The sequence below is a fragment of the Ruegeria discodermiae genome (genome assembly GCF_030758345.1).
Taxonomy (GTDB): Bacteria; Pseudomonadota; Alphaproteobacteria; order Rhodobacterales; family Rhodobacteraceae; genus Ruegeria_C.
The window spans coordinates 249,632-255,963 of the sequence record NZ_JAVAMO010000006.1; the positions used below are offsets into that span (position 1 = coordinate 249,632).

The 6,332-nt window shown below is 61.4% G+C and carries 6 protein-coding genes; all 6 read left to right on the top strand.

The genetic code is table 11. From position 1 onward, the window contains the following. Positions 1–7 precede the first annotated feature (7 nt). Positions 8–520, top strand: coding sequence for a peptidoglycan-associated lipoprotein Pal (pal, locus tag Q5Y75_RS15885; RefSeq protein WP_306199200.1), 513 nt, complete (start codon positions 8–10; stop codon positions 518–520). Between the two features lie 4 nt (positions 521–524). Beyond that, entirely contained in the window at positions 525–1,355 is an 831-nt protein-coding gene (gene ybgF / locus Q5Y75_RS15890) for a tol-pal system protein YbgF (RefSeq protein ID WP_306199202.1), read from the top strand. Next, on the top strand, positions 1,352–2,608 hold the full coding sequence (tilS, locus tag Q5Y75_RS15895; RefSeq protein ID WP_306199204.1) for a tRNA lysidine(34) synthetase TilS: 1,257 nt from the start codon (positions 1,352–1,354) through the stop codon (positions 2,606–2,608). The genes ybgF and tilS overlap by 4 nt, the downstream gene beginning before the upstream one ends. Positions 2,609–2,686: 78 nt before the next feature. After that, positions 2,687–4,603, top strand: a complete 1,917-nt coding sequence (gene ftsH, locus Q5Y75_RS15900; RefSeq protein WP_306199206.1) for an ATP-dependent zinc metalloprotease FtsH — start codon at positions 2,687–2,689, stop codon at positions 4,601–4,603. Positions 4,604–4,763: 160 nt separating this feature from the next. After that, the gene (locus tag Q5Y75_RS15905; protein ID WP_306199208.1) at positions 4,764–5,453 is read left to right on the top strand and encodes a hypothetical protein; all 690 of its coding nucleotides are present in this window, start codon (positions 4,764–4,766) and stop codon (positions 5,451–5,453) included. 75 nt (positions 5,454–5,528) lie between these two features. After that, positions 5,529–6,104, top strand: coding sequence for an MOSC domain-containing protein (locus Q5Y75_RS15910; protein WP_306199210.1), 576 nt, complete (start codon positions 5,529–5,531; stop codon positions 6,102–6,104). Positions 6,105–6,332: the final 228 nt, after the last annotated feature.

The following is a 6,332-nucleotide window of genomic DNA, read 5'->3' on the forward strand; positions in this document are numbered from 1 at the left end:
TGAGGGAATGAAAGTATCGAGCAAACTGGCCGCATTGGGCCTCGTGCTGGCCGTTGCGGCCTGTACCAACAACTCTCCATTTGCGGCGGGCGGTGGTGCCGGGGGCGCGGGCGCCAATGGCAGCGTCGTGCCCGGATCGCCCAGCGATCCGCGTTCGCCAGCCTATTTCCAGCAGGCCGTGGGCGACCGGGTCCTGTTCCCGGTCAATGAATCGACGTTGACCGATGCCGCCAAGACAACCCTTCAGGCGCAAGCTGATTGGCTGTTGCAGAACACCGATTATGCCGCCCGGATCGAAGGCCATGCGGATGAGCAGGGCACGCGGGAATATAACCTTGCGCTGGGCGCACGGCGTGCAAATGCGGCGCGCGAATTCCTGATCTCGCGCGGGGTTGCGGGCAACCGGATCACCACGGTGAGCTATGGCAAGGAGCGCCCGATCGAGATCTGTAGCCAGGAAGCCTGCTATGCCAAGAACCGGCGTGCGGTCACGGTACTGGTTGCCAATGTGACGGGATAACAAGATGCGGTTTGGCGTGATTGCCTTTGCGGCGACGATGTTGGTGGGCGGAAGCGCGCTGGCGCAGGATCAGCAGACCCTGGCGGATATCCGTCAGGAACTGACGGTGTTGAATGTTGAGATCCAGCGCCTCAAGCGCGAGTTTTCCACCACCGGTGCGCCGCAAACACAGACTTCCGGCTCGACCGTGCTGGAGAGGGTCGATGCGATCGAGGCCGAATTGCAGCGTCTCACGCGCCTGACCGAGCAACTCAACCAGCGGGTCGACGGGATCGTCAAGGACGGCACCAACCGCATCGGCGATCTGCAATTCCGGCTTTGTGAACTGGAAAGCGGATGTGACATCGCCACCTTGCCCGACACCCCGACGCTGGGCGGTGACGTGACCACGCCGCTGGTCGCCACGCCCGATCCGGCCCCGGCGGAACCGGGAGCCGGCGGCACCGAATTGGCGGTGGGCGAGCAGGCGGATTTCGACGCCGCCACCAAGGCGCTTGACGCCCAGGACTATGCCCGCGCGGCAGAGCTCTTTGCGGTGTTTGACACCAGCTATCCCGGCAGCCCGCTTGCGGCGCAGGCGCATCTGAACCGGGGCCGCGCGCTGGATGGTCTGGGCGACACACGGGAAGCGGCGCGCGCCTATTTGGCGAGTTTCACCAATGACTCGACCGGTCCCACTGCCGCTGATGCGCTATACAACCTCGGCGCATCTTTGGGCAGGTTGGGGCAAAATAGTCAGGCTTGTGTGACACTTGGCGAGGTTGTGACTCGCTTCCCAAGCGCAAATGCGGTATCGGCAGCCAATAGCGAAATGTCAGCTTTGGGTTGCACTTGAAACACTTCAACGACGGTCTTCTGGGCGCCCTGCTTGCATGGCTGCCTAAACCTTTGCCTGCGCGGATCGGTGTTGCGGTGTCGGGTGGCGGCGATTCCGTGGCTTTGTTGCACATGGCCAGCCGGGCGCTTGCGGAAACCGATTGCACCGTTCTGGCAGCGACCGTCGATCACGGGTTACGCCCGGAAGCGGCGGAGGAGGCCGCGCAGGTTGCAGATTTGGCCGCATCGCTTGGCATCGAACACAGTGTTCTGACCTGGCAAGGCTGGGACGGGCAGGGCAATCTGCAGGATCAGGCTCGCCGCGCGCGCTACCGCCTGTTGACGGAATGGGCGCAGGCACGGGACACTCCTGTCCTGCTGACCGGCCACACCGCAGACGATCAGGCAGAGACGGTCCTGATGCGTTTGGCGCGGTCTTCGGGCGTGTCGGGTCTGGCCGGTATGCCTGCCACGCGCGATTTGGGCGGTGTGACGCTGCTGCGCCCCTTGCTGGGGGTCAGCCGCGAGGATCTGCGCTGCTATCTGCGCAGTCGGGAACTGGCCTGGAGCGAAGACCCCTCCAATGACGACTCTCGTTTTGAGCGCATCAAAGCGCGTCAGGCGCTGGAGGTGCTGGCCCCGCTGGGTATCACCAGCGAGGTGCTCACCGATGTGGCCCGCAATATGACGCGCGCGCGCGAGGCACTGGAACGGTACGCCCATTTCACCGCACAGATCGCGCTTGAAACCGATAGGGGCGATGTTCTTATCGATGCCGAACTGCTCACTGGGTTGCCCGAGGAAATCAGACGCCGTCTGCTGATCGGCGCTGTCTGCTGGGTAAGCGGCGAAGAATACCCGCCGCGCCGCGCTGCCACTGACGAGGCAATCGGCGCGATATCAGCCGGGCAGGGCGCGGTCCTGTCAGGGTGCCGCCTGTTGGTGCAAAAGGGCAGCATCCGCATCTGCCGCGAATTCAGCGCCGTTGAAAGCGTGACTTGCCCCGCGGATCAGGTCTGGGACCGGCGCTGGCGGTTGTTCGGCCCCGATGATGCCACGCAGGCGGTGATCCGTCCGCTGGGCGAGGCCGGGCTGGCGCAATGCCATGATTGGCGCAACACCGGACGCCCCCATGCGGCGCTGATCGCCTCGCCATCGGTCTGGATTGATGATAGTCTGGTTTCGGCCCCTCTGGCGGGGTTCGACAATGGCTGGGCTCTCAGCTTGATACTGGATGAAGAAGCTTTGTTCGACGCGTTTTTATCGCATTGAACCTGCCCCAATCATCTCTATTTTAGTAGCCTAGCCGGCCGATCCCTGGTTTACGGCCGATAGTTTAGGAGACATTCCTTGGGCAACGCACGCAACATCGCCTTCTGGGTCGTACTGTTCCTGCTGATTCTTGCGCTTTTCAACCTGTTTAGCGGGTCTGGCGGCACGCTTCAGAGCCAGGAACGGACCTATTCAGAGTTCGTTTCTGCCGTTGATGACGGCGAGGTGACTCGGGTGACGCTGGACGGCGAACAGATTCGCTACCGCACCAATGACAACAAAGACTACGTCACGATCAAGCCGGGCGATGCCGAGGTCACGAAGCTTCTGATCGACAAGAACATCCCTGTTCGCGCCGAAAAGCAGCAGCAATCGACGTTCCAGTCCTTCCTGATCACGCTCTTGCCCTTCCTGTTGCTGATCGGCGTTTGGGTCTACTTTATGAACCGGATGCAAGGCGGCGGCAAAGGTGGCGCCATGGGATTTGGCAAGTCCAAGGCCAAGATGCTGACCGAAAAGCATGGGCGCGTGACCTTTGATGACGTTGCGGGCATCGATGAAGCCAAGGAAGAGTTGGAAGAGATCGTGGAATTCCTGCGCAATCCGCAGAAATTCAGTCGTCTCGGTGGCAAGATTCCGAAAGGCGCGCTGTTGGTTGGCCCTCCGGGCACCGGTAAGACGCTGCTGGCCCGTGCGATTGCGGGTGAGGCGGGCGTGCCCTTCTTCACCATTTCCGGTTCGGATTTTGTTGAGATGTTCGTCGGCGTGGGTGCAAGCCGTGTCCGCGACATGTTTGAACAGGCCAAGAAAAACGCGCCCTGCATCGTGTTCATCGACGAGATCGACGCCGTGGGTCGCCATCGTGGCGCCGGTTACGGCGGAGGTAACGACGAACGCGAACAAACCCTCAACCAGTTACTGGTCGAGATGGACGGGTTCGAGGCCAATGAAGGTGTAATCATTCTGGCGGCCACCAACCGTAAAGACGTGCTGGACCCCGCCCTGCTGCGTCCGGGCCGGTTCGACCGTAACGTGACCGTCGGGAACCCCGATATCAAAGGCCGTGAGAAAATTCTGGGCGTGCATGCGCGCAAGACTCCTCTGGGCCCCGATGTGGACCTGCGCATCATCGCGCGCGGGACGCCGGGCTTCTCGGGTGCTGATCTGGCGAACCTCGTGAACGAGGCGGCGCTGATGGCGGCGCGTGTGGGTCGCCGCTTTGTCACCATGGAAGACTTTGAGAACGCCAAGGACAAGGTGATGATGGGGGCCGAGCGCCGCTCGATGGTGCTGACCCAAGACCAGAAGGAAAAGACCGCCTATCACGAGGCCGGACATGCCGTGGTTGGCCTCGCCTTGCCGGAATGCGACCCGGTTTACAAGGCGACCATCATTCCGCGCGGCGGCGCGCTTGGCATGGTTGTGTCACTGCCTGAGATCGATCGGTTGAACTGGCACCGCTCGGAATGTCAGCAGAAACTCGCCATGACCATGGCCGGTAAAGCAGCTGAGATCATCAAATACGGCGAGGACAATGTCTCGAACGGTCCGGCTGGTGACATCCAGCAGGCCAGCCAATTGGCGCGCGCGATGGTGATGCGCTGGGGCATGTCCGACAAGGTTGGCAATATCGACTATGCCGAGGCGCATGAGGGTTATAGCGGCAATACTGCGGGTTTCTCGGTTTCGGCCCATACGAAGGAGTTGATCGAGGAAGAGGTCAAACGCCTGATTCAGGAAGGCTATGAGCAGGCGTATCAGATCCTCACCGAGAAGTCCGAGGAATGGGAACGTCTGGCCGAAGGTCTGCTGGAATACGAAACCCTGACCGGCGAAGAGATCGAGCGGGTGATGCGCGGCGATCCGCCCACCTCTGAGGATGACGAAGGTGACACGCCGGATCAGGGCAGCGCGCCCAGCGTGACCGCGATCCCGAAAACCAAACCGAAATCCACGCCACCCGAGGGCGGAATGGAGCCGGAACCCACAACCTGACCCATATGGGCCGGTTGAAGAGCGCGCGACGCGGCTGACGCTGCGTCGCATTTTCGTTACCGTGGTGAACTTCCTGCGCGCGCGCCATTGCGCGCCGCATGGGCCATCCCTAAATTGTGACGACTTTGTAGACCCACCCAATCCGGAAGGACGCCGCGCAATGGCGACATTGAACGATCACAGCACCATTTCCCTGCCGGTCCGGGGTGGTGGTTCCTTATTACCTTTCTGGATTGCCTGTCTGATCATCGCTGCCTTCCTGATTTTCGGCGCCGGGCTTTCGCCTGATCCCAAGAGCGTGACCAGTGAAGGGGGATCGGTGGAAACCGCCTCGGCTTTGCTCTGGGGCTACGCGGCGCTGTTGCTGATCTGGGTGGCACCGGGCACCGCGCTGGGGCGCGGCTGGCATTTTGTCCTGCTGTTTTTGCTTTTTGCTGCGCGCGAGCTGGACATGGACAAGGCCTATCTCAGCGAAGGTATCCTGAAAGCGCGTCTTTACACCGGCGATGCGCCGCTTGGTGAAAAGCTGATCGGGTTACTGGTGATCGCATTGATCCTCAGCGTCGTGATCCGCATGGTACGCGAGAACTTCGGGGATTGGTGGCGCACGCTGCGTCGTGGATCGGCCTGGGCGTTGGCCGCGGGCGGCAGCTTCGTACTGGCTGTGTTGTCCAAGACAATTGACGGTGCGGGCCGCAAATTGGCACCGCTGGGCATTGAACTGAGTGATAGGCTCGATAGCGGCTTGGGCATTGCCGAAGAATGGATGGAACTGGGCTTCGTCCTGCTGGCCATTCTTGCAATCTGCCTTTGGGCGCGTGGCCGTTCGGAGTTTAACACGGCCCCTTGAGGCGCGCTTTTTGTTGCCAAACACCTGTAACCCTTCAAACTGAAACCGCATTTGCACAAAAAGCGGGGATTCGGCATGCCGGTTCTGAAGGAAAGTGGTTATGCGGGCGAGGTGGTCTGGCTGGGCCATGTTGCGGCGGGGGGATCACTGCGAGCGCAATCCACCGATCACCTCAATCTCGGACTTGCAGGACTGCCGGGCGAACGCCATGGCGGCGCGACCCGGGCGTCCTGCTCGCGGGTGCGCAACCTGTATCCGGAAGGCACCGAAATCCGGAATGTCCGGCAATTGAGCATCCTGTCTCAGGAAGAGCTTGAGACCATCGCGCAAACCATGGGTCTGGCTCAGCTCGATCCGGCGCTGCTGGGGGCCAATCTGGTGATCCGGGGTATTCCCGATTTCACCCATATCCCGCCATCGTCGCGGTTGCAGGGACCATCGGGGGTGGTGTTGACCGTAGATATGGAGAATCGCCCCTGCACCCTGCCCGGCAAAGAGATCGAAGCAGAGGCGCCAGGTCATGGCGCTGATTTCAAACCGGCAGCAAAAGATCGGCGCGGTGTGACCGCCTGGGTCGAACGCTCCGGCGGGCTGGCGCTTGGCGACCGGCTGGTGCATTTCCAACCCGATCAGCGGGGCTGGACCCCCTGAAGCCCTGATAGAACCCCGCAGTTTCCGATTTGAAACAGCTCATTTTCGGCAACGCCGCTTCGCGACAAGAAAGTGTCGGAATTTCTCTCTTTCCCAAAGCGACGCGGCGTTAGGAGTGGCGCAGAGCCGTCAGCGTATGCGTCGGCATGCATCGCAGTCCAACAGGGGTCGCCGCACATGAGCTACAAATCCGATATCGAGATTGCCCGCGAGGCAAACAAGAAACCC